Genomic DNA, 22839 nt, shown 5'->3' on the forward strand with positions numbered 1-22839 from the left:
GGTCGGCCCGGGAGTGGTGCGGCAGTATGGCTCCATGGGCACCTTCGCTGCACACGGCGGTCTCATCGCCGGGCGGTACCGGCTGGTCAGGAAGATCGGGCGCGGTGGCATGGGCACGGTGTGGCGTGCCACGGACGAGCTGCTCGCCCGCGAGGTCGCGGTCAAGGAATTGCACGTCGACGATCAGCAGTCCCCCGCGGACGCCCGGGCGCAGTACGACCGCATGCTGCGCGAGGCCCGTGCGGTCGCGCTGATCAAGCACCCCAATGTGATCGTCATGCACGACATCGTCGAGCAGGACGGCCGGCCCTGGATCGTCATGGAGCTGGTCGAGGGCCGCTCGCTGTCGGGCCGGCTCTCGGCGGAGGGCCCGGTGGGCCCGCAGGAGGCGGCCCGCATCGGCATCGCGATGCTGGGCGCGCTGCGCGCGGCCCACGCCCGGGGGGTCCTGCACCGCGACATCAAGCCGCCCAACGTCCTGCTGGAGGCGGTGACCGGCCGGGTCGTGCTCACCGACTTCGGCATCGCCCAGGTCTCCGGCGCCACGACGATCACGGAGGCCGGCGCGTTCGTCGGCTCGCCCGAGTACACCGCGCCGGAGCGGATGGCGGGCGGCCGCGCGGGCCCGGAGTCCGACCTGTGGTCGCTGGGCGTGCTGCTGTGCACGGCCATGAACGGGGAATCGCCCTTCCACCGGGACTCCCTGGGCGGCATCCTGCACGCCGTCGTCTACGCCGAGATCCGGCCACCCGCCGCGGCCGGGCCACTGCTGCCGGTCGTGCGGGGTCTGCTGGAGCGCGACCCGGCGCAGCGGATGGGCGCGGACGAGGCGGAACGGCTGCTGCGGGCGTACCTGGAGACCGGTCGCGCCCCCGCCCCGCAGACGTACACGCCCACGGCGGCGGGCGGCCCGCCGCCGCTGCCCGCCGCCGCCCCTGCCGCCGCCCTGGCCTCGGTCCCCGCCGGGCCTCCCGCCGCGGTCCCGGCGTCGGCCGTCACGCCCGGCAGCGGACGTGCCCGTACCGCCCTGATGGCGGCGCTGACCATCGTCACGCTGGCCGGGATGGGCGCGGGCGCGGCCGCGCTGCTGATGGACCGTGAGGGGGCCGCGTCGGTGGACGGCAAGGCGATCCACTCCTCGGGCCCGCCGCGCGCCCCCTCCGCCGCCGAACCGCCTCCCGCCAGCGCGTCGGTGGCCGCGCCCGACGGCTACCACGCCGTGCAGGACCCGGCGGGCTTCGCCTTCGCCGTGCCCGACGGCTTCACCCGCTCCTTCGAGCCGCCGCGCGTCTTCTACTACTCGCCCGGCAAGGAGTTCCGCATCGGCGTCCTCATCCAGGACATCCAGGAGGGTGGCCCGATCGTCGTCATGCGCAGCTCCGCCGCGCTCGCCCCGGACCGCTACCCCGGCTACCGCGACGGCAAGGTCGAGCGCACCTCGCACCGGGGCCGCCGCGCAGCCTCCTGGGAGTTCGTCTGGGACGGCTTCGAGGCGCAGGAGAACAAGGGGCCCGTCGGTCCGCGGCACACCTACGACCTCGCCTGGGACGAGGGAGAAAAGATGTATGACGTATGGGTCTCGTCCCCGGCCGGCAAGGCGGCGGAGGGCCGGCGGCACTTCCGTACGGCGCTGTCCACGTTTGTCAGGACGAAGCCGGTCTCGTCCCCCTGAGGCGGGGGATCCCAAGGTGCGGTGGCGCCGCGGTGCTTGGTAGAGAATGAGCCATGACCAACCACGGGGGATGGGCGAACGAGCCCACCAGCTACGGACTTCAGCCGCCGGGCGCGCCTGAACCCGAACATTTCACGCCAGGAACGGCGACCGCGCCGATGCCGCTGCCCACGCTGCGGTCGGTGCCCCAGCAGCCGAGCGCCGACAATCCGTACATATCCGAGCAGAAGCCTGCCGAACAGAAATCCTCCGGACAGAAGCCTGCCGCTCCGGCCCCGTCCGAGGCGCCCGTGCCGGGCGCCGGCCGGCTCGTCGGCGGCCGCTACCGCCTCATCTCCCGCCTGGGCCACGGCGGCATGGGCACGGTCTGGAAGGCCCGCGACGAGGTCATCGACCGGGACGTCGCCGTCAAGGAGCCGCGCGTTCCCGACCACCTGCCCGAGCACATGCTCCAGCAGATCCACCAGCGCATGCTGCGCGAGGCGCGTGCGGCCGCCCGGATCGAGCACCCCGCCGTCGTCACCGTCCACGACGTGGTCGAGGAGGACGGCCGCCCGTGGATCGTGATGGAGATGGTGCACGGCCGCTCGCTCGCCGATCAGCTCGCCGAGGGCACCCTGGAGCCCCGCGAGGCGGCCCGCGTGGGCCTCGCCGTCCTCGGCGCGCTCGCCGCCGCCCACGAGGCGGGCGTGCTGCACCGTGACGTGAAGCCGGACAACGTGCTGCTCGGGCGCGACGAACAGGTCGTCCTCACCGACTTCGGCATCGCGCAGATCGAGGGCGAGCAGGGTCTGACCGAGACGGGCGCGTTCGTCGGCTCCCCGGAGTTCGTCGCCCCGGAACGGGCGGCGGGCCGGCGCCCGGGCCCGGAGTCGGACCTGTGGTCGCTGGGCGTGGTGCTGTACGCGGCCGTGGAGGGCGTCTCGCCGTTCCGCCGCTCCAACACGCAGGCGACGATGCAGGCGATCATCTCCGCCCAGCCGCAGTCGCCGGTGCGTGCCGAGGGCCCGCTGGGCACGCTGATCATGCGGCTGCTCAGCAAGGACGCGGCGGACCGCCCGGCCCCCGCCGAGATCCGCCGCACCCTGGAGGACCTGGCCCGCCCGCTCCCGCCCCAGCCCCCCGCTCCCGCGACCCCCGCCGCGCCCCCGGCCGCCGCCGGCAACGCCTGGGTCCCGCCCGTCCTGCAGGGCAACCGCAAGGCGCAGTTCGGCCTGCTGAGCGGCGTCCTGGCGGCGGCCGTCACGGCGAGTCTGGTCGTCCTGGACCCCTTCGCCGAAGAAACGATCCCGCCCCACTGGAAGGTCCGCGACGAGCCGGAGATCGTCAAGGCGTCCCTCGCGGTCCCCGAGGACTACGTCAAGGCCGTCGACGCCGAGAAGGGCTGGGTCGGGTTCGAGGACCCCAGCGGCATCTTCAACATCTACCTCACCAGGAGGACCGAGGAGCCGAAGTCCGCGTACTCGACCGAGCACGCGGAGATCGGCTCGGCGGAGCAGGAGGCGGACAAGCTGGCCCAGTCCTACAAGGAGGGCAAGGTGTCGGGTGTCGACGACCCCACGTCGACGACGGTCGAGGCCCCCCGCCACCAGGGCATGGAGGCGGCCGAGACGGTCACCGTCTACCGCAGGTCGGGCAACGACGAGAAGGCCCCCAAGCGGGCCATCCGCCAGCGCGTCATCGTCAACGAGGACGAGAACGTCTCCTGGGACCTTGAGGTCCGCATGCCCGCAGCCGGCCAGGGCCGCAAGGACGGCGACAAGCTCTTCGAGGACGTCCTCAAGTACTTGACGATCCAGGAGGCGCCGGCGGAAGGCTAGGAGCCTTCCGGGCGGGGGGCTTGTCAGTGCGGTCCCCTAGCCTGCGCTCATGACAACCGCCGAGTACGTCCCCCTGATCGACGAGATGCTCGCGCAGCCTTTCCCGGAGGCGGACTTCCATGACGACAACGGGTGCGGCGGCCCCGGCCATCGTGTACGCGTCCTGCGGGCCAGTCAGGAGTTCTGGGATGACGACGACGGCCAGGCGGCGCGCGAGGCGGACGCAGACCTGCGGACCCACCTCGACGCCCTGACCGCAGCCCTCACCGCACGCTGGGGCGAGCCGCTCGTCGTCGACCTGTTGCCGTACCTGCGGGCCGGCCTCGCCGGGGCGTCGGTGCCCGAGCCGGTCGGCTACCTGAGCCAGCTGACAGGCAGCATGCGAGCCTGGCCGGACCGGCCCTCCGGCCGCTGGCTCGGGCTCACCCTGGGGCAGGCAGACAAAGAGCTACCGCTCGAACTGCTCGCGGCGGTCGGCCAGACCCCCGCCCCGGAGCCGAGCGGGCCCGCCGGGCCGTGAGCGCAGCCCCTGACGGCTGCTGCAGCGGGGGGGGCGAAGCACTCAGGTGATCGGGGGCATGTCCTAGTCGGGCGTGAACTCGTACTGCAGCTCGTAGAGATGACCGGCCTTCTGGCCTCGATGGGCCGGTCGTCCTTGCTGTAGACGACGCGCAGGGTCCGGAGCACCGGCAGGCTGCCCGGCAAGCGGAGTACCTGGTACTCCTCCTGCGTGGGCACGCGCGCCGAGACCTTGTCCACGCTGAGCAGGGGCGGGAAGCCCAGGTCGGCCAGGAGCCTCGGGGTGCCGCCCTTGATCCTGCGGCGTTCCGTCATGGCCGTGCCGCGGGCGAGCTCCAGCGGGTAGTACGACTTGACCAGTTCCACGGGCTCGCCGTCGACGGTGAGCACCTGTGAACGGAGCAGTGCCGTACCGCCCTGCGCGAGGTTCAGGGCCGCGGCGATGTCCGCGGGCGGGACGACCTCGGCCACGTCGAGCAGCTCGCTGCGGGCTTCCGTGCCGTGTTTCCCCGCCTCGGAGAGCCAGCGGTACGGTTCGCCGGCCGCCGCCGGAGCCATGTAGGCGGCGGGTCTCATGGTGCGCTGTCGCCGCTCGCGTACCGTGACGGCCGCACCCGGCCGTCCGATGACCAGGCGCTCATCCTTGAGGAGCTGCAGGGCCTTCTGCACGGTGGCGTTGGAGGCGTCGAAGCGGGCCTTGAGCTGCACGGTGGACGGCAGCTTGGCTCCCGGTGCCAGGTCGCCGCTCATGATTTCGTCACGCAGATCAGCGGCGATCCGCTCGTGCAGTGAGCGCCGGTCGGCGGCTTCGGCTTCGTATCCGGGCACGGTCATCCGATCCTGATCTCGTAATGCAGCCGTTGGCGATGAGCGGGCATGGTCATCACATCCACCTGAATCGGACGCTCGTGACTGTCGAGCGTGACCCGCGTCAGCTGAAGGACGGGCTCGTCCGGCGTTGTGTGCAGGGCTTCCGCCTCTTCCCGGGTCGGCATCCGGGCGGTCACGTCCTCGCGGACGACCGCCCCGACATGCCCGAGCTCGGCGAGCAGCGTGACGGCTCCGCCGGGGATCTTCGCCGTCCCGGCGAGCCGGGTCCCACGGGCGATCCCGGCGGGGTAGTAGGTGTCCGTCAGCTCGTTGGGCTCGTCGTCGAGGAACACCATCCGCCGCCGCACGACGACCGGCTCCCCGTCGGGCAGTTCGAGCAACTCGGCGACGACGTGCGGTGCGGGCACCTCGCCTGCGTGGACGATCCGCTGAGAGCCCCGACGGCCCTGGGCGGCCGTTTCCGTACTCCAGGCATCGGGGCGGCCTGTGGGATGTGGTGTCAGGTACGGCATCGAGCTGCTGACCCACTGACCGTTGCTCACGCTGTCCTCCCACGACTGCCGTTCAACCTGTGCTCGCCTTACACGGTATGCGACCACTGCGGGGTATCGACCATCACCACGCAACCTTGCCGCTTTTCGCGAATAGCGCTACGTTTGCCCTCGGCTGGCACTCCTCTGGGGAAGGCGTAGGTCGATGGCGTACCGAGATGGCGCTTACGTGGTGGACACGCGAGAGAACCGGATCGCCGAGGCGGTCTGGAGCAGGGAGGGCCGCGCGCGGCTCCGCCGGCCCGGGGGCGGTGCCGAATGGGAAGTCCCCTTCACCGCCCTGAGGTTGGCGACCCGGGCCGAGCGGGAGGCGGCCGGAATCCGTGCGACCGCGGCAAGGTCGCCCGTCGGCTGTGCGGAGTGCGCCGGCCTGGAAGCCGCGCGGCGGCAGGCCGTAGCCCACGGAGACGAGGAAGCGACCGTGGACGCCGTCGTCGCCGTCCGCAGCCACTTTAGCGACGCGCATCTCCTGCCCCGGAGGACCTGGTGAGTGGCGCCGGGACAGGCACCGCTTTCGCGACCGGCCGGCTCGTCAGCCATTGCCTGCACGGCTCCGGCTGGACCCACACCGCAGGTGAGTCCCGCTGCGACGCGTGCGGAACGCGTCGCTTCAGCCAGTACGGCGCCCTGAGGCCACCGGGCCTGCCGCATGCAGTCAGACCCACACCGAGAGAACCGCACGCCGCGGACCGATCGGCCGCCCGGAACCTGGCGAGGTTCGCCTGCCGGCGCCAAGGGCAGGCCCGCTCGTAAGGGGATCGTGTTACCAACGGGTACCCAAAGCGGCCCACCCGGCATACGCTCACCCGCATGACGGACCCGCAGGACACTGGAACAGTCTCCGATGGCACCTCCCGCAATCCCGTAGCCCCGGCGGGCGCCCGTACCGCCGCCGATGTGCTGACGCCCGCGCTCGTCACCCGCCTCATACGCCCCGTCGTGAGCTCCGGGAGCGCCACCACCGCCGGCCACGCGCCCCTCACCGGGGAGCGGCTCGCCGAGTTGCCCGTTTCCTCGCCCGCGGACGTCGAGGAGGCGTTCGTACGGGCCCGCACGGCGCAGCAGGCGTGGGCGGCCGTGCCGGTGCGGCGGCGGGCGGCCGTGCTGTTGCGCTTCCACGACCTCGTGCTCGCCCGCCAGTCGGAGGTGCTGGACCTCATCCAGCTGGAGACCGGCAAGGCCCGCCTGCACGCCCACGAGGAGGTGCAGGCGGTCGCGGTGGCCGCCCGGCACTACGGGCGTTCGGCCCCTGCGTATCTGCGGCCCAAGGCGCACACGGGCGTCCTGCCCGTCCTCACCCGCGTCACCGAACTGCGCGTGCCGCGCGGGGTGGTGGGCCAGATCGCCCCGTGGAACTACCCGTTCGAGCTGTCCGTCGGCGATGCGCTGCCCGCCTTCGCCGCGGGCAACGCGGTCGTGATGAAGCCCGACACGCAGACCGCCCTCACCGCGCTGTGGGCACGCGAACTCCTCGTCGAGGCGGGGCTTCCCGAGGAGGTCTGGCAGATCGTGGTCGGCGACGGGCCGGTCGTCGGCCCGGCCGTCGTCGCCGGCGCCGACTACGTCTCGTTCACCGGCTCCACCCGCACCGGCCGCGAGGTCGCCCAGGCGGCCGCCGCCCGGCTCGTCGGCTGCTCGCTGGAGCTCGGCGGCAAGAACGCGATGCTCGTGCTGCGCGACGCCGACGTCGAGAAGGCGGCGGCCGGCGCCGTCCGCGGCTGCTTCTCCTCCGCCGGTCAGCTGTGCATCTCCATCGAGCGGCTGTACGTGCACTCGTCCGTGGCCGACGCCTTCCTGGAGCGCTTCGTCGCCCGCACCCGCGCCCTGCGCCTGGGCACGGGCCTCGCCTACGGCGCGGACATGGGCTCGCTCGTCTCGCAGCGCCAGCTCGACACGGTCCGGCGGCACGTGGAGGAGGCGGTGGCCAAGGGCGCGAGGGTCCTGGCCGGCGGGCGCCACCGGCCCGACGTAGGGCCGCTGTTCCACGAACCCACCGTCCTCGACGGCGTCGAGCCGCCCATGGCCGTCTGCACGGAGGAGACCTTCGGCCCGGTCGTCTCCGTCCACCGCTTCGACGACGAGGACGAGGCGATACGGCTCGCCAACGCCACCCCCTACGGCCTCAACGCCAGCGTCTGGACCCGGGACGGCCGCCGCGGCCGGGCGGTCGCGGCGCGGCTGCGCGCCGGTACCGTCAACGTCAACGAGGCGTACGCGGCCGGCTACGGCAGCGCACAGGCCCCGATGGGCGGCATGCGCGACTCCGGCCTGGGGCGCCGGCACGGCGCCGAGGGCATCCTCAAGTACACCGAGGCCCAGACCGTCGCCCACCAGCGGGTCATGCCGCTCGGGCCGGCGTTCGGCCTCGACGACGAGCAGTACGCCCGGCTGATGACGGGCGGACTACGGGTGTTGAAGGCGATGCGCCTGCGCTGACCGGAGGTATCAGTGACCACATTCGACTACGACGTCGTCGTCATCGGCTCCGGATTCGGCGGCTCCGTCTCCGCCCTCCGCCTGACCGAGAAGGGCTACCGCGTCGGCGTCCTGGAGGCCGGCCGCCGCTTCACCCCCGACACCCTTCCCCGCACCTCCTGGGACCTGCGCAACTACCTGTGGGCGCCGGCCCTCGGCCTCTACGGCATCCAGCGCATCCACCTCCTCGGCAACGTCATGGTCCTGGCGGGCGCGGGGGTCGGCGGCGGCTCGCTCAACTACGCCAACACGCTCTACGTCCCGCCCAAGGCGTTCTTCGACGACCCGCAGTGGGCCGGCATCACCGACTGGGAGACGGAGCTGCGGCCGTACTACGAGCAGGCCCGGCGCATGCTGGGAGTGCGGCTCAACCCCACCATGACCCCCTCGGATGTGCACCTGAAGGCGGCCGCCGAGCGGATGGGCGTGGGGGAGACGTTCCACCCGGCCCCGGTCGGCGTCTTCTTCGGCGACGGCGAGGACGGCGACGGCGACCGGCGGGCCCGCCCCGGCGAGGAGGTCCCCGACCCGTACTTCGGGGGCGCGGGCCCCGCCCGGCGGGCCTGCACCGAGTGCGGCGAGTGCATGACCGGCTGCCGCCACGGCGCCAAGAACACCCTCACCGAGAACTACCTCCACCTCGCCGAACGAGCCGGCGCGGTCGTCCACCCGATGACGACGGTCGTGGCCGTCACCGAGCACCGCGACGGCGGCCACCGCGTCCTGACCGTCCCCACCGGCCGGCGGCGCACCGCGCGCCCGCGCGTCCTGCGCGCCGAACGCGTCGTGATCGCGGCCGGTACGTACGGCACGCAGACCCTCCTGCACACCATGCGGGACAAGGGCCTGCTGCCCCGGATCTCCGCACGGCTGGGCGAGCTCACCCGGACGAACTCCGAGGCGCTGGTCGGCGCCCAGACCACCCCCCGCCGCTACCGCAAGGCCCACGGCCGGGAGCCCGACTTCACCCGCGGCGTGGCGATCACGTCCTCCGTCCACCCCGACGCCGACACCCATATCGAGCCCGTCCGCTACGGCAAGGGCTCCAACGCGATGGGCAGCCTGTCCGTCCTGCAGGTGCCGGTCGGGACGCGGGCACCGCGGGCGGTGGCCTTCGCGGCGCGGTGCGTACGGCACCCGGTGCTGCTGCTGCGGTCGCTCTCCAACCACCGCTGGTCGGAGCGGACGATCATCGGCCTGGTCATGCAGTCGCTGGACAACTCCCTGACGACGTACCGCAAGCCGGGCGGCGTGGGGAAGGGCCTGCTCACGGCCCGGCAGGGGCACGGCGCGCCCAACCCGAAGCAGATCCCGGCCGCGGCCGAGGCGGCCACCCTCATCGCCCGCGAGATCAACGGCTTTCCCGGCAGCAACGTCGGGGAGCTCATGGGCACCCCGCTCACCGCCCACTTCATCGGCGGCTGCCCGATCGGCCCGAACGCCTCCCGCGGGGTCATCGACCCGTACCACCGGCTGTACGGGCACCCGGGCATCTCGGTCGTCGACGGCGCGGCCGTCTCGGCGAACCTCGGCGTCAACCCCTCCCTGACGATCACGGCGCAGGCGGAACGCGCGATGGCGCTCTGGCCGAACAAGGGCGAGGCCGACCCCCGGCCGGAGCAGGGCGGCCCGTACGTACGGACCGCCGCGGTCGAGCCACGCAGCCCGGCGGTCCCGAAGGACGCCTTCGCGGCGCTGCGCCTGCCGTTCCTGCCGGTGCCGGAGGTGCCCGGCCGACCCGGACAGCCCGGGTGATTGATGTCACAGGACCACGGCGAAGGGCCCCGGGCCGGCTCCGCGGGGGCGTGCGGGCGGCCTCGGGGCCCTTGACTGCCGGCACCGAGGTCAGGGCAGGTCGGTGCCGCGGAGCGACGCCGGGGGGAGCGTCGCGGGCTGAGGGGTGGTGCTGAGGGGTGGTGCTGAAGGGCGAGGCTGAGGGGTGGTGCGGATGTGGTCGGACCAATGGCAGTGCGTGGAACCAATGGTGGTGCGGAGCAAGGGACTTGCCGCTTCCCTCGGTCTTCTCTCCGTGTCTCCCTTGGCATCGTGCGGGATGAGCCGCCCCGGGCGCAACCGTTTCGACCGGATACGGTCGGTTCCAGGCGTCCCTGGAACCGACCGTCCCTGGATGGCGGCCGGGCTGCTGTCCCCTGCTGACCGGTCGCCGCGCCACCGGAGTGAGGTCCCACGACGCGCGTGCTCGCGCGTCACACACTCCGGTGGATCCGCCCTGTCGTTGCCGGGCGCCCGGACGGACGGGGGCGGAAGCCGTGTGCGGATCTCGGAGGGCCGCTCCTGGATGGCGCGGACACCGGTATTAACGAAGATGATCAGCCACCGGTCACGGCGCCGTACGGGTGACGGGCCCGGTCTCAGACACGCCCGCGGCACAGCTCCAGCAGGGTCATGGCCAGTGCGGTGCCGGGCTTGCCGAGCTGCTCGCTGTAGTGGTTGAGGATCTCCATCTCGCGGGAGAGGTTGACGCGGCGGCCGCCGGAGGCGATGCGCTCGCGCTGGATCACGGCGGAGACGGCCATCCGCTCCTGCACGAGGCCGATGATCCGGCCGTCGAGATCGTCGATGCGCTCGCGGGCGCCGGTGATCACACCGGCGGCCTGCGCGGTGCGGGCCCCGGTCGCGGCGGGGGCGCCGGCGGGGGCGTCGAGACGGGCGCCGGCGGGGGTGCCGGTTCCGGCCGGGGCGTCGGCGAGGGCGGTGGTGGGTGCGGTCCGGGTGCTCATGTGTGTGTTCCTCCAAAGGGGTGCGCGGCCCCCCGGAGCGGCAAGGCCCGGAGAAACGACAGGCGCCCCGGGCCTTGTCGGCCCGGGGCGCCTGGGAAGTCGCTTGTCAGCTGCTCAAGCAGAACGACCATGGCACCGGACGGGCCGGATGCCATAGGTAAAGACGAAGGTCGTGTGCTTGCGCATGGCGCACAGTATGGCCCGCGGGCGGCCCGGGGGCCAATGCGGATTCGGATGGTGAGACAAAAGCAAGCACCCGTGCCCCGGTAGAATCGACAAATACAGCCCCCTCTTCGACCCGCCGGAAGGCCGCTCCCGTGTCAGCAGCACCCCCCGCCGCCGTCCACGACAACACCGCGGAACCGGTGCTCGTTGTCGACTTCGGTGCGCAGTACGCCCAGCTCATCGCCCGTCGCGTCCGTGAGGCCCGCGTCTACAGCGAGATCGTGCCCAGCACGATGCCCGTCGCCGAGATGCTCGCCAAGAAACCGAAGGCGATCATCCTCTCCGGTGGCCCCTCGTCCGTGTACGAGGAGGGCGCCCCGCGTCTGGACGACGCCCTCGGCCTCTTCGAGTCCGGCGTCCCGGTCTTCGGCATGTGCTACGGCTTCCAGCTGATGGCCACCACGCTCGGCGGCACCGTCGACAACACCGGCGCGCGCGAGTACGGCCGTACGCCGCTGCACGTCTCCAAGACCGGCTCGACCCTCTTCGAGGGCACGCCGGCGGAGCAGTCGGTGTGGATGTCGCACGGCGACGCCTGCTCGGCCGCCCCCGAGGGCTTCACCGTCACCGCGTCCACGGACGTCGTGCCGGTCGCCGCCTTCGAGAACGACGCGAAGAAGCTCTACGGCGTGCAGTACCACCCCGAGGTGATGCACTCCACGCACGGCCAGCTGGTCCTGGAGCACTTCCTCTACCGCGGCGCGGGCATCGAGCCGACGTGGACCACGGGCAACGTGATCGAGGAGCAGGTCGCCGCCATCAAGGAGATGGTCGGCACCAAGCGCGCGATCTGCGGCCTGTCCGGCGGCGTGGACTCCGCGGTCGCCGCGGCCCTCGTCCAGAAGGCCATCGGCTCCCAGCTGACCTGCGTCTACGTCGACCACGGCCTGATGCGCAAGGGCGAGACCGAGCAGGTCGAGAAGGACTTCGTCGCCGCCACGGGCGTCCAGCTCAAGGTCGTCGACGCCCAGGAGCGCTTCCTGGACGCGCTCGCCGGCGTCTCCGACCCGGAGACCAAGCGCAAGATCATCGGCCGCGAGTTCATCCGCGTCTTCGAGCAGGCCCAGGCCGAGATCGTGGCCGAGGCCGGCGCGGGCGGCGAGGACGTCGCCTTCCTGGTCCAGGGCACGCTCTACCCGGACGTCGTCGAGTCCGGCGGCGGCACCGGCACCGCCAACATCAAGTCCCACCACAACGTGGGCGGCCTCCCCGAGGACCTGGAGTTCAAGCTCATCGAGCCGCTCCGCCAGCTCTTCAAGGACGAGGTCCGCATGGTCGGCCAGGAGCTCGGCCTGCCGGACGAGATCGTCCAGCGCCAGCCCTTCCCGGGCCCCGGCCTCGGCATCCGCATCGTCGGCGAGGTCACCAAGGAGCGCTTGGACCTGCTCCGCGAGGCCGACGCCATCGCCCGCGAGGAGCTCACCGCCGCCGGCCTGGACCGCGAGATCTGGCAGTGCCCGGTCGTGCTGCTCGCCGACGTCCGCAGCGTGGGCGTCCAGGGCGACGGCCGCACGTACGGTCACCCGATCGTGCTGCGCCCGGTCTCGTCCGAGGACGCCATGACGGCCGACTGGACGCGCATGCCGTACGAGGTGCTGGCGCGGATCTCGACGCGCATCACCAACGAGGTGCGTGACGTGAACCGTGTGGTGCTCGACGTGACGAGCAAGCCGCCGGGCACGATCGAGTGGGAGTAATCCCACCGGCCCACTCGTAGGGCCATCAGGTCAACGCCACCGCCGTCGCTCATTCGTTTGAGCGGCGGCGGTGGTGTTTTGGCTGGGTACGCTGACCGTACGGCCGAGGATCCCGTCCATGGGAGGAACCATGACCGCTGAGCCCGTGCACCACTGGCCGGTGCCGCCGCAGGACGGGTACACCGTGAACGACCTGCTGACGCTGCCCGACCTCCCGCCGCACACGGAGTTGATCGACGGGAGCCTGGTTTTCGTGAGTCCGCAGCGGGATTTCCACAGCATTGTGATCGACCTGCTGGTGAGCGGCCTGCGCCGTACCGTGCCATCTGAGTTCAGGGTTCGGCGGGAGATGACCATTGTGATCGACAGGCGCAACGGCCCGGAGCCGGACGTCTCCGTCGTACGTGCTGCGTCGGTGCGTGGCAAGGAGCAGACGTACTACCCGGTTGAGGACGTGCTGCTCGCGGTCGAGGTGGTTTCCCCGGACTCCGAGGCCCGTGATCAGATGACGAAGCCGTTCAAATATGCCCGTGCGGGGATCCCGCACTTCTGGCGAGTCGAGATGACGACTACCGATCACCAGCCGGTCGTGTACGTCTTCGAACTCGACAATGAGGCGCGCGCCTACACGCCGACCGGGACGTACCGGGACAGCCTCAAGCTCACCGTCCCCTTCGACATCGACATCGATCTCACCGAGATCGACAAGCTCTAGGCGTCCCGCGCCCACCCTCTGGCCTCCGCCCATACCCGGCGGTAGCTTCCGGTCCGTAGCCACGGATCACGGAGGAGGCCCGTCATGCCCGAGGCCGGCGCCAGCGCCACCGCCCCCGAGCCCATACCCACCGACCAGCTGCACTTCGCCATGCCGCCGAAGCACGAGTCCGTCGAGGACGAGCGGCGCCACCGCAAGGAGCGGCTCGCGGCCGCTCTCCGCCTCTTCGGGCGGTTCGGCTTCGAGGAAGGCGTCGCGGGGCACATCACCGCGCGCGACCCGGAGTTCACCGATCACTTCTGGGTCAATCCCTTCGGGATGTCGTTCAAGCACATCACCGTCTCCGACCTGATCCTCGTCAACCACCAGGGTCAGGTCGTCGAGGGCCGCCACCACGTCAACCAGGCGGCGTTCGCGATCCATTCGCAGATCCACCGGGCCCGCCCGGACGTCGTGGCCGCCGCACACAGCCACTCCACCTACGGGCGGGCGCTGTCCGCCCTCGGCGAGCTGCTGGAGCCGATCACCCAGGACGTGTGCGCCTTCTACGAGGACCACGCCCTCTTCGACGACTACACGGGCGTCGTCGTGGACGAGGAGGAGGGCCGGCGCATCGCCACGGCCCTCGGGCCCCACAAGGCCGTCATCCTGCGCAACCACGGCCTGTTGACCGTCGGTGACTCCGTGGACGCGGCGGCGTGGTGGTTCATCACGATGGAACGTTCCTGCCAGGTGCAGCTGGCCGCCAAGGCGGCCGGCAAGCCCGTGCGCATCGATGCGGTGCACGCGGCGCACACCCGCGACCAGCTCGGCAACGACTTGGTCGCGTGGATCAACTACCAGCCGCTCTACCAGCAGATCACGCGCAGCGAGCCGGAGCTCCTGGACTGACGGCCCGGGGAGCGACGGCTTGCCGCCACCCCCGCCGAGCGGCGGGGGTGGCTCGTTCTCCAGGGCGTCTTTGCGGTCCTTTTACCTTGCCTACGATGGTGGGAGGCCGAGGCGGCGACGTCTCGGCTCCGTCGTGTCCGGGTCCGGTGCGCGGGCCCGGTGTCCGGGTCCGGTGTGCGGGTCCGGTGTGCGGGTCTGCAAAGAACGAACCGGTAGGAGAACCATGCGCCGCCTCTCCCGTTGCCTCGGGCTGTCCGCCGCCCTCGCCCTGACCGGGCTCGCCGTCACGGCGTGCGGCGGCGGCGCCGGAGCCGAGGAGCGCCCCGCGAAGTCCTCCGCCCGGGGCTCGTCGGCCCCGGCGCCGTCGAGCCCGGCGCCCGTCTCCGAGAAGCCGGCCCCGGCGGCCGTGATGCTGTCCGGCGCCGCCCGGACCGTACGGCCCGAGATCGCCCCCGCCAACGGGGAGAAGGTCGGCGTCGGCCAGCCCATCGCGATCGTCTTCAAGCAGCAGAAGATCGCCGAGGAACTGCGCGCCGGCATCGAGGGACGACTGAAGGTCTCCACCTCGCCGCAGGTCCCGGGGGCCTGGCACTGGAACGAGTCCAAGGGCGACACCCGCGTCCACTTCCGGCCCGAGAAGTTCTGGCCCGCCGGCACCAAGGTGACCCTGGACGCCCGGCTGGCGGGCGTGAAGCTCGCCGCGGGCACGGCCGCCGCCGGGGACCGGACGATTTCCTTCACCATCGGCGACTCGATGGTCAACACCGTCGACCTCAAGACCCACAAGCTCACCGTCGTCCGCAACGGCAAGACCCTGCGCACCATCGCGATCAGCGGCGGCGACGAGGGCAAGGGCTTCGGCACCCGCGAGGGCATCAAAACCATCCTCGCCAAGGAGGGCCGGGTCGTCATGGACTCGCTCTCCATCGGCATCCCGCGCAACCACCCCGACGGCTTCTACGGCTCGTACGACTACAGCATGCGCGAGACCGTCAGCGGCGAGTACGTGCACGCGGCCCCCGACAACGCCGAGTCGTTCGGCAAGGAGAACGTCAGCCACGGCTGCATCGGCATGTCCACCGACGACGCCAAGTGGCTGTACGGCATGAGCCTCAAGGGGGACGTCGTGCAGGTCGGCGGCGGTACGAAGCCCAAGCCCATGGACCACTTCGGCAACGGTTACGGCGACTGGAACCTCAGCTGGGAGCAGTGGCTGAAGGGCAGCGCACTGGGCGTGCGCACCGGCCGCTGAGCACACCGCACCGTCACCCACAAGCCCTGTGGACAACTTCCGCCGCCCGCGACGGAGGTTGTCCACAGGGCTGAACGCGTTCTGCGCCGCGCACGTATGGTCGGAGGACGAAAGGTCACGGTGCGTGACGGCGAGGGATGGAAAGGGAGGGCGGCGACGTGAGCGGAAGGTCATGGACGGGTCGCGGGGGCGGCGCGGAGCGGGACATGGGGCGGTACGCGCTGTTGCCGCTGCGCCTCTTCCTCGGGATCACCTTCGTCTACGCCGGGCTCGACAAGCTCACCGACCCGGCCTTCATGGCGAGCGAGGGGCCGGAGTCGATCGGTGCGCTGATGGCCTCGGCACGGGAAACGGCCGCCGTGCCGGGGCTGGTGGACCTGGCCCTGAAGAGCCCCGTCGGCTTCGGCTACGCCATCGCCCTGGGTGAGCTGGTGGTCGGCATAGGCACCCTGCTCGGCATAGGGGCGCGCGTTGCCGCGGCCGGCGGTGCGCTGATCTCGCTCAGCCTGTGGCTGACCGTCAGCTGGTCCACGACGCCCTACTACTACGGCAACGACCTGGCCTACCTGATGGCGTGGCTGCCACTGGTCATCGCCGGTGCGCCGCTGTGGTCGGTGGACGCGGCCTGGTCCGCCCGCCGCCGGGACCGCCCCCGACGGCGTCAGCCCGTGTGACCGGTGTGGCCGGCGTGACCGGGGCGGTCGTCGGTGTCGGCAGCGCGGCCGCGGTGCCGGCGCAGGACGTAGGCGAGGAAGGAGAGCACGCCGGCCGCACAGAAGCCGGCCACCATGACGGGCAGCAGCACGTAGGAGGGGAAGTGCCACCAGCCGCGGGCGGCGGCCAGATAGGCCAGGCAGCCGCCGAGCATGACCAGTCCGAGGACGAGCCTGCCGGGGTCGAATTCATGGCGTGGCACGTTCCACCTCCACCTGGCCGATGCCGGCCTTGAGCTTGATCTGCAGGGTGCCGTGCGAGGGGTGCCCGGCGGGCGGGTCCAGGGTGAGGTGCTTGCGCTGGCCGGGCTGGACGTCGATGTCCTCGCGCCCCTCCCCGGGGAGCTGGATGTCGCCCACGCCGACCTCGATGTCCAGCACGGCCGTCACGTCCTGCGGGAGGACCACCCGGAGCTGCCCCGCGCCGACCTCGGCGCTCAGGGCGATGGGCGACGTGCCGCCCTGCGGCCACGCCACCCCGCTCAGGTCGAGCACACCGACGCCGGTGCCCAGTTCGTACCGCGGGTGCAGCTCGGCGGTGCTCGACGGGTGCCAGGTCGTGCGCGCCCACTCGCTGCTCACGGACTTGGGCAGGGCGGCGGCGCCGGTCAGCAGGGTGCCGGTGAGCACGGCGGCGACGACGGTGCCGCCGCCGGTGCGCCCGTAGCGGGAACTGAGCGCGATGCCCAGGCCGAAGACGCCCAGGGCGCAGGCCAGGCCCGTCTCCAGCGAGGTGCCCAGCGGCTGGTGGTGCCACGTCAGGCCGGTGCCCAGGCCGAGGGCGGCGAGGGCCAGCAGGAACGTCCAGCCGCCCAGCTGACGCCCGGTGGGCGCCGTGCGGGCGGGTACGCGGACGGCGGTCCGGGAGCCGCCGTCGCGGCCGGGGACGTACGTGCCGTCGTCCGGACCCCACAAATAGCCGGTGCCGGGGGAGCTCGTGGGGGTGGCGGCCGCGGAGTCCTTGACGGGGTCGCGCCACCAGGAGGGGGTGCCCGGCGCCGGCGGGGCCTGGGTCTCCGGCGGGGCGTCCACCGCCTTGTGCGGCTTGTGCGTCCTGACGGTCTTCTGGGGTTTGTGCGCCGCGTACGGCAGTGGCTGCCCGCCGGCGCGGCCGGGCTCGTCGGCCTCCTCCTCGGCCTCGCCGCGGTGCTGCGACCAGTAGGCGGCGCCGCATATCGCGATGGTCAGCATCAGGGCGAAGGCCATCACGCCGCTGTTGTTGAGCATCGACAGGAACAGGCCGCAGCCCACCAGCGCACACAGCACCGCCGTGAGCGCCGGCCCGTCGACGCGGCCCGACAGCATCCGGCGGCCTTCGTTCTCCTCCTCGCCCTCCAGCGGGACGAGCAGCCATGCGAAGCCGTACACGATCAGGCCGAGCCCGCCGGTGACACCCAGCACTCCCAGCACCACGCGGAAGACCACGGGGTCCAGGTCGAAACAGCGGCCGAGGCCGCCGCAGACGCCCGAGACCATCTTGTGCTCGCGGCTGCGCCGCAGCGGTGGTCGGGCGTCGTGCTCGGCGGTCGGTGCGTCGGTCATGGGGACATGGTGTCAACCGGAACGTGCATGCGACATCCGTGTCGACCCTGGACATTCCCTGAGATCGTCCCTGACGCCCGGCCGGTTAGGGTGTGGCGGATCGAACACACACGGGGAAACCGGAGGGCCGCGCGGTGCACGGTGCAGTGCCTGGGACGGGTCGGCTCATCGCGGGGCGCTACCGGCTCGCCGAGCGGATAGGCCGCGGCGGCATGGGCACCGTCTGGCGCGCCGAGGACGAATTGCTGGGCCGTCAGGTGGCGGTCAAGCAGCTGCACGTGTCCCCGGGCCTGGAGGAGGACGAGCTCGCCACCCTCTACGAGCGCACCCGTCGCGAAGCCCGCAGCGCGGCCCGCATCACCCATCCCAACGTGGTGGTCGTCCACGACGTGGTCGAGGATCAGGGCCTGCCGTGCATCGTGATGGAGTACGTGCCCTCGACGACCCTCGGGGACGTGCTCAAGCGCGGCACCGTGACCCTGGAGGAGGCCGCCCGCATCGGCCGAGGCATGATCGCGGCGCTGCGCGCGGCCCACGCGGCCGGTGTGCTGCACCGCGACGTCAAGCCCGGCAACGTCCTGCTCGGCCACGACGGCCGCGTCGTCCTCACCGACTTCGGCATCGCCCAGTCCACCGGCACCTCCACCCTGACCAAGACCGGCGAGATGGTCGGCTCGATCGACTACATCGCCCCCGAGCGGGTCAAGGGCGCCAAGCCCGGACCCGCCGCCGACCTGTGGGCGCTGGGCGCCACGCTCTACCAGGCCCTGGAGGGCCGGCCGCCGTTCCGCAAGGACACCGCGGTCGAGACGGCGTACGCGATCGCCATGGACCCGTTCGAGCCGCCGCGCCGGGCGGGCGAGCTGACCAGGCTCATCGAGACGCTGCTGGCCAAGGACCCGGCGCTGCGCCCGCCGGCCGAGCTCGTCGAGCAGATCCTGCGCGAGCCGGAGGTGGGACGGGGTACGGACGCCTACGCCGCGCGGACACCGGCCGCGCCGGCCCCGGCCGGCCCCGGGTGGGCCGCCACCGCCGCCGAGCCGTCGGCCGCACCGGCGACCGGGACCGCACCGGCCGCTCCCATGACGCAGTCCGCCGCGACGCTCCCCGACGCGAACGCCTTCACCGCGACGACCCCGGTCACCACCCCGGCCACGGTCCCGGCCCCGGTGATGACTCCGGCCCCGCCCACGACCCGTCAGGCCGAAGTCCCGCAGGCGAGGGCCCCACAGGAGAGGTCCCCGGAGGCCAAGGCGGCGGAGGGGGCCGAGCGCAGGACTCCGCGCCGCCGGGCGCCGGTCCGGGCCGCGGTGGGGATCGTCCTCGCGCTGGGCCTGGCGGCCGGCGCGTACGTCCTCTTCCCCCGGGGCGGCGATCAGGGCGACGACAAGGCCGCACCCCTTCCGTCGGCGTCGAAGGAGGCGTCGACGCCGAGCCCGTCGGCCCACAAGCGGCCGCCCGTCCCCACGGGTTATCACCTGGTCGACGAGAAGGAGGTGGGCGTCTCCTTCCCCGTGCCGGACGGCTGGAAGCGCAAGAAGCTGCAGGACAGCGACGAGATCCTCTACGTCGACCCGACCGAACTGGTCGGGCTGCGCATCTCCGTCCTCGACCTCGCCAGCAGCGACCCCCTCCAGCGCTGGAAGGACGACGAGGCCAAGTCCGTGGCGGAGGGCAAGCTGCCCGGCTACAAGCAACTGCGCATGCAGAGCACGGAGTACCGGGGACAGCCCGCCGCGCTCTGGGAGTTCTCCTGGCGGGGACGGGCACGTGAATTCCGGGCCGTGGACCTGGGATTCGGCCGCCCCGGCCAGAACGAGTACGCGATCTACCTCTCGGCGCCCAAGGCGGACTGGGACAAGCACAAGAAGGTGTTCGACGACGTCAAGGACGGCTTCGTGCTGCCCGAGGACAAGGGAACGGACCACTGACGCCGGGATGGGGGACGCCTCAGGGGCGACCCTGATGCCACGACCCCCGCCTGCGTGTGACGATCAGTGCATGACCACCGCCCCGGCCCCCGACAGCCCGCCCCTGCGCAAGCTCTACCGCAGCGCGGAGGGCCGCATGCTCGGCGGCGTGGCCCGCGGGCTCGCCGGGCACATGGGCGTGCCGGTGTCCTGGGTGCGGCTGGTGTTCCTCGCCCTGTTCATGGCGCAGGGCATGGGGGCGCTGCTGTACGCGGTGTTCTGGTTCGTCGTGCCGCTCGGCGTGGGCGGCGTCGAGGCGCGGCCCCTGGCGTTCGCCGAGGTCGCCGCGGACGGCCGCCGCCGGCTCTTCGCCCGCAAGCCCGACCGCGGCCAGGTCTTCGCCCTCCTCGCGCTGCTCGTCAGCGCCGCGATCTTCCTCGACCGGCTCCACCTCGGCCGCGCCAACACCTACATCTGGCCGCTGATCTTCATAGGCGCGGGCGTCGCCCTCGTCTGGCGCCAGGCCGACAACGCCCGGCGGGCCCACTGGATGGAGGTCAGCCGCCGCAAGCGCGTCCTGCCGCTCGCGCGCGGCGCGGCGGGCGTGGTGCTCGTCGGGGTCGGCGCGACCGGCATCGTCGTGCTCCAGGGCTCGGCCGAGCACCTGGGCACGGTCCTGCAGGCGTCGCTGGCCGTGCTCGTCGGCATAGCGCTGCTGGCGGGCCCCTCGGTCGTCCGGATGACCCAGGACCTCTCCGCCGAACGGACGATGCGCATCCGCGCGCAGGAGCGGGCCGAGGTCGCCGCGCACGTCCACGACTCCGTCCTGCACACCCTCACCCTCATCCAGCGCAACGCCGAGGACTCCCGCGAGGTCGCCCGCCTGGCCCGCGCCCAGGAGCGCGAGCTGCGCAACTGGCTGTACAACCCCGAGGGCCGGGGCAAGGAGGAGGCCGAGGAGCCGCAGACGCTGGCCGAGGCCGTCAAGGTCACCGCCGCCGAGGTCGAGGACTACCACGGCGTGCCCATCGAGGTCGTGGTCGTCGGCGACTGCCCCCTCGACGAGCGGCTGGGCGCCCAGCTGCAGGCGGCCCGTGAGGCCATGGTCAACGCCGCCAAGTACGGTGGCGACGGCGGGGCCGTGCAGGTCTACGCCGAGGTCGAAGGGCGTACGGTCTTCATCTCCGTGCGCGACCGCGGCCCCGGCTTCGACCTGGACTCGGTGCCGGACGACCGGATGGGCGTCCGCGAGTCGATCATCGGCAGGATGCAGCGCAACGGCGGCACGGCGAGACTGCGTTCCGCGCCCGACGGGGGGACGGAAGTGGAGCTGGAGATGGAGAGGGCGGAGAAGGCATGACGACCGAAGAGACCGGCGGGGGCGCCGAGCGCCACGTCAGGGTGGTGCTGGTGGACGACCACCGCATGTTCCGCACGGGCGTGCAGGCCGAGATCGGCGCCACGGACCGCACGGGCGTCGAGGTCGTCGGCGAGGCCGCCGACGTCGACCAGGCGGTCACGGTCATCACCGCGACCCGGCCCGAGGTCGTCCTCCTCGACGTCCACCTCCCCGGCGGCGGCGGGGTCGAGGTGCTGCGCCGCAGCGCCGCCATGATGGCCGATCAGGACGCCCCCGTGCGCTTCCTGGCCCTGTCGGTGTCCGACGCCGCCGAGGACGTCATCGGCGTCATCCGGGGCGGCGCGCGCGGCTACGTCACCAAGACCATCACCGGCACCGACCTGGTCGACGCCGTCTTCCGGGTCAAGGAGGGCGACGCGGTCTTCTCGCCCCGGCTGGCCGGCTTCGTGCTCGACGCCTTCGCCTCGACGGACGCCCCGCCGGTCGACGAGGACCTCGACCGCCTCACGCAGCGCGAGCGCGAGGTCCTGCGCCTGATCGCCCGCGGCTACGCCTACAAGGAGATCGCCAAGCAGCTCTTCATCTCGGTGAAGACGGTCGAGTCCCACGTCTCGGCGGTGCTGCGCAAGCTCCAGCTCTCCAACCGGCACGAGCTGACCCGGTGGGCGACGGCACGGCGGCTGGTGTGAGCTGACCCGCCGGGCCGGGCGGCCTCTCGACGGGGCCGCGGGGAACCTCCCCGCCCTCCTCGTCATCTAGCCAGGGCGAGAAGCACGCACCCGAAACGAGAGCCGCCGCCCGATGAGCCTGACGGGAACCCCCTTCTTCCTGACGACGATCGTCCTGGTCGTCGTGGCCCTGGCCCTGCCGCTCACGCTGTGGGGAAAGATCGGCGGACCCCGCCTGGTGCGCCATGCCACGCGCCTGTTCATGCTGCTGTTCGCGCAGGTCACAGCCATCGCCGTGGTCTTCGTGGCGGTGAACAACGCCAACGGGCTGTTCGACACCTGGGCCGATCTGCTCGGCACCGGCGACCACGTCAGCGCGGCGGCCGACCTCGGCCCGGACGGCACGGGCGGCAAGAAGCTGGACAGCGAACCCAAGGTGGTGCAGAAGTTCACCCCCGCCTCCGACAAGCGGATGGGGCCCGGCGTCCAGGAGACCAAGCTCAAGGGCCGCATATCGGGCGTCGAGGGCGAGGTCTACGTCTGGCTGCCGCCGCAGTACGACGACCCCGCCCACAAGGACAAGAAGTTCCCGGTGGTCGAGGTGCTGCCCGGCTTCCCCGGCTCGGCCAAGGCGTGGTTCGGCACCCTGAACGTCAACACCCAGCTCAAGCCGATGATGCAGAAGGGCGAGGTCGCGCCGTTCATCATCGTGGCGCCGCGCACCACGCTCCTCGGCGACGTCGACACCGGCTGCGCCAACACCCCGGGCAAGGTCAACGCCGACACGTGGCTGAGCGTCGACGTCCGCAAGATGGTCATCGACACGTTCCGTGCCTCCGACAAGCCCGACGGCTGGGCCGTCGCCGGCTACTCGGCCGGTGCGCACTGCGCCACCAGGCTCGCCGTCGCCCACCCCGACCGCTACCGGGCCGGCGTCAGCCTCTCCGGCTACAACGACCCCGCCGGCGAGCCGGCCTCGCTCACCGCGAAGACGCCGGAGCTGCGGCAGGCCAACAACCCCCTGACCATGCTGCAGCACGCCAAGACCCCGCCGCACGTGGCGCTGTTCCTCTCGGGCGCGGAGGGTGACGGCTACCAGAGCGGGCAGGCGCTGAAGCAGGCCGCGAAGCCGCCGACGACCGTGCACGTCGTCATGGTCCCGGCGGGCGCCGGCGGCCACGGCACGGCCGTCTGGAAGCGGCAGGTCCCCGACGTCTTCAAGTGGCTGACCCAGCAGCTCACCCACTGAGCCGTTTC

The 22839-nt window shown here is 72.2% G+C and carries 19 protein-coding genes and 1 pseudogene; 15 read left to right on the plus strand and 5 right to left on the minus strand.

Features of this window, described 5'->3' with window-relative positions:
* Positions 1–34: 34 nt before the first annotated feature.
* The 3 genes from LE181_RS09800 to LE181_RS09810 are packed head-to-tail and all read left to right on the plus strand — an operon-like array spanning position 35 to position 4012.
* A complete protein-coding gene (locus LE181_RS09800) occupies positions 35–1672 on the plus strand; it encodes a serine/threonine-protein kinase (protein ID WP_225660819.1) in 1638 nt (545 codons plus the stop codon).
* Positions 1673–1725: 53 nt separating this feature from the next.
* On the plus strand, positions 1726–3492 hold the full coding sequence (locus LE181_RS09805) for a serine/threonine-protein kinase (RefSeq protein ID WP_225660820.1): 1767 nt from the start codon (positions 1726–1728) through the stop codon (positions 3490–3492).
* Between the two features lie 49 nt (positions 3493–3541).
* The gene (locus LE181_RS09810) at positions 3542–4012 is read left to right on the plus strand and encodes a hypothetical protein (RefSeq protein WP_225660821.1); all 471 of its coding nucleotides are present in this window, start codon (positions 3542–3544) and stop codon (positions 4010–4012) included.
* 63 nt (positions 4013–4075) lie between these two features.
* On the opposite strand, the pseudogene LE181_RS09815 reads toward LE181_RS09810, so the two are convergent.
* Positions 4076–4845, minus strand: a pseudogene (locus LE181_RS09815) (GntR family transcriptional regulator).
* Positions 4842–5384, minus strand: a complete 543-nt coding sequence (locus LE181_RS09820) for a GntR family transcriptional regulator (protein ID WP_225660822.1) — start codon at positions 5382–5384, stop codon at positions 4842–4844. Before LE181_RS09820 ends, LE181_RS09815 begins: the two are co-directional and overlap by 4 nt.
* 495 nt (positions 5385–5879) lie before the next feature.
* Between LE181_RS09820 and LE181_RS32625 the strand changes: the two genes are divergently transcribed.
* Genes LE181_RS32625 through LE181_RS09835 form a run of 3 tightly spaced genes read left to right on the plus strand, consistent with a single transcriptional unit; the run spans position 5880 to position 9623 of the window.
* Complete coding sequence (locus tag LE181_RS32625) at positions 5880–6146, plus strand: DUF6255 family natural product biosynthesis protein (RefSeq protein WP_225660823.1); 267 nt, start codon at positions 5880–5882, stop codon at positions 6144–6146.
* 57 nt (positions 6147–6203) lie between these two features.
* Positions 6204–7829 carry a succinic semialdehyde dehydrogenase gene (locus LE181_RS09830; protein WP_225660824.1) on the plus strand — a complete coding sequence of 542 codons (1626 nt, stop codon included), beginning with the start codon at positions 6204–6206 and terminating at the stop codon, positions 7827–7829.
* A gap of 12 nt (positions 7830–7841) precedes the next feature.
* Positions 7842–9623, plus strand: a complete 1782-nt coding sequence (locus tag LE181_RS09835; protein WP_225660825.1) for a GMC family oxidoreductase N-terminal domain-containing protein — start codon at positions 7842–7844, stop codon at positions 9621–9623.
* Positions 9624–10240: 617 nt separating this feature from the next.
* Here LE181_RS09835 and LE181_RS09840 read toward each other — a convergent pair.
* On the minus strand, positions 10241–10609 hold the full coding sequence (locus LE181_RS09840) for a chorismate mutase (protein ID WP_225660826.1): 369 nt from the start codon (positions 10607–10609) through the stop codon (positions 10241–10243).
* A gap of 317 nt (positions 10610–10926) precedes the next feature.
* Here LE181_RS09840 and guaA point away from each other — a divergent pair, with 317 nt between their 5' ends.
* The 5 genes from guaA to LE181_RS09865 all read left to right on the plus strand — a co-directional run bounded on the left by guaA (position 10927) and on the right by LE181_RS09865 (position 16063).
* Positions 10927–12531 (plus strand): glutamine-hydrolyzing GMP synthase, encoded by a 1605-nt coding sequence (guaA, locus tag LE181_RS09845; protein WP_225660827.1) that lies wholly within the window; start codon positions 10927–10929, stop codon positions 12529–12531.
* 130 nt (positions 12532–12661) lie between these two features.
* On the plus strand, positions 12662–13246 hold the full coding sequence (locus tag LE181_RS09850; RefSeq protein ID WP_225660828.1) for a Uma2 family endonuclease: 585 nt from the start codon (positions 12662–12664) through the stop codon (positions 13244–13246).
* An 84-nt stretch (positions 13247–13330) separates the two neighbouring features.
* Positions 13331–14137 carry a class II aldolase/adducin family protein gene (locus LE181_RS09855; protein ID WP_225660829.1) on the plus strand — a complete coding sequence of 269 codons (807 nt, stop codon included), beginning with the start codon at positions 13331–13333 and terminating at the stop codon, positions 14135–14137.
* A gap of 223 nt (positions 14138–14360) precedes the next feature.
* Entirely contained in the window at positions 14361–15389 is a 1029-nt protein-coding gene (locus LE181_RS09860; RefSeq protein ID WP_225660830.1) for a L,D-transpeptidase, read from the plus strand.
* Between the two features lie 206 nt (positions 15390–15595).
* Positions 15596–16063, plus strand: a complete 468-nt coding sequence (locus LE181_RS09865; RefSeq protein ID WP_225660854.1) for a DoxX family membrane protein — start codon at positions 15596–15598, stop codon at positions 16061–16063.
* Here LE181_RS09865 and LE181_RS09870 read toward each other — a convergent pair.
* Complete coding sequence (locus LE181_RS09870) at positions 16051–16305, minus strand: hypothetical protein (RefSeq protein WP_225660831.1); 255 nt, start codon at positions 16303–16305, stop codon at positions 16051–16053. The genes LE181_RS09865 and LE181_RS09870 overlap by 13 nt on opposite strands.
* Positions 16292–17644 (minus strand): PspC domain-containing protein, encoded by a 1353-nt coding sequence (locus LE181_RS09875; RefSeq protein WP_225660832.1) that lies wholly within the window; start codon positions 17642–17644, stop codon positions 16292–16294. Before LE181_RS09875 ends, LE181_RS09870 begins: the two co-directional genes overlap by 14 nt.
* A gap of 146 nt (positions 17645–17790) precedes the next feature.
* On the opposite strand from LE181_RS09875, the gene LE181_RS09880 reads away from it, so the two are divergent.
* The 4 genes from LE181_RS09880 to LE181_RS09895 all read left to right on the plus strand — a co-directional run bounded on the left by LE181_RS09880 (position 17791) and on the right by LE181_RS09895 (position 22831).
* A complete protein-coding gene (locus LE181_RS09880; protein ID WP_225660833.1) occupies positions 17791–19575 on the plus strand; it encodes a serine/threonine-protein kinase in 1785 nt (594 codons plus the stop codon).
* A gap of 70 nt (positions 19576–19645) precedes the next feature.
* The gene (locus LE181_RS09885) at positions 19646–20914 is read left to right on the plus strand and encodes an ATP-binding protein (RefSeq protein WP_225660834.1); all 1269 of its coding nucleotides are present in this window, start codon (positions 19646–19648) and stop codon (positions 20912–20914) included.
* Positions 20911–21603, plus strand: coding sequence for a LuxR C-terminal-related transcriptional regulator (locus tag LE181_RS09890; RefSeq protein ID WP_225660835.1), 693 nt, complete (start codon positions 20911–20913; stop codon positions 21601–21603). The genes LE181_RS09885 and LE181_RS09890 overlap by 4 nt, the downstream gene beginning before the upstream one ends.
* A gap of 112 nt (positions 21604–21715) precedes the next feature.
* Positions 21716–22831 (plus strand): alpha/beta hydrolase, encoded by a 1116-nt coding sequence (locus LE181_RS09895; protein WP_225660836.1) that lies wholly within the window; start codon positions 21716–21718, stop codon positions 22829–22831.
* Positions 22832–22839: the final 8 nt, after the last annotated feature.

Source organism: Streptomyces sichuanensis (assembly GCF_020328095.1).
GTDB lineage: Bacteria > Actinomycetota > Actinomycetes > Streptomycetales > Streptomycetaceae > Streptomyces > Streptomyces cinnamoneus.